The organism is Paenibacillus xylanilyticus, from assembly GCF_013359935.1.
Taxonomy (GTDB): domain Bacteria; phylum Bacillota; class Bacilli; order Paenibacillales; family Paenibacillaceae; genus Paenibacillus; species Paenibacillus xylanilyticus.
In genome coordinates this window covers 1-710 of sequence record NZ_JABMCB010000131.1, presented here as the reverse complement: position 1 = coordinate 710, position 710 = coordinate 1, and the positions used below count along the sequence as shown (strand labels likewise).

Annotated in this window: 2 tRNA genes and 2 rRNA genes; all 4 read right to left on the bottom strand. The window is 48.3% G+C overall.

Annotation, left to right across the window (positions count from 1 at the left end):
* Window positions 1-154: 154 nt before the first annotated feature.
* Window positions 155-230, bottom strand: a tRNA-Ala gene (locus tag HP552_RS02725).
* A gap of 22 nt (window positions 231-252) precedes the next feature.
* Window positions 253-329 (bottom strand) — tRNA-Ile (locus HP552_RS02720).
* 31 nt (window positions 330-360) lie between these two features.
* Window positions 361-477, bottom strand: a 5S ribosomal RNA gene (gene rrf / locus HP552_RS02715).
* A gap of 106 nt (window positions 478-583) precedes the next feature.
* Window positions 584-710 (bottom strand): 16S ribosomal RNA (locus HP552_RS02710); the annotation flags it as partial.

Below are 710 nucleotides of genomic sequence, written 5' to 3'. Positions count from 1 at the left end.
CACTATTTATTAAACTTGTTTACACAAGTTCAGCTAGGATGATTGTTGATCGGTCACTTGAACCGAACAAGCATTCATCCCTAAAAGGAATGTTCTAATTCGCAATTTTCGTTTCGATATCTAGTTTTCAAAGAACAAGCTTGTAAAATCTTGTTGGTGGAGCCAAGCGGGATCGAACCGCTGACCTCCTGCTTGCAAGGCAGGCGCTCTCCCAGCTGAGCTATGGCCCCATATTAGATTATAAAGTATAAATGGTGGGCCCTGGTGGACTCGAACCACCGACCTCACCCTTATCAGAGGTGCGCTCTAACCAACTGAGCTAAGGGCCCGTATTATTTTTCGAAACCCAATAGGGTTTACGCTTGGCGGCGTTCTACTCTCCCAGGACCCTTCGGTCCAAGTACCATCGACGCTGAAAGGCTTAACGGTCGTGTTCGGGATGGGAACGTGTGGAACCCTTTCGCTATCGCCACCAAACGTTTGAGAGTTTGAGCTCTCAAAACTGAGCAACGAGTGAGTAACTAGCCGACCTGGCTAGATTTTGTATTTGAATGTCTTCGTTACAGAAGACGATTCTCCATAGAAAGGAGGTGATCCAGCCGCACCTTCCGATACGGCTACCTTGTTACGACTTCACCCCAATCATCTATCCCACCTTCGGCGGCTGGCTCCTTGCGGTTACCCCACCGACTTCGGGTGTTATAAACTCT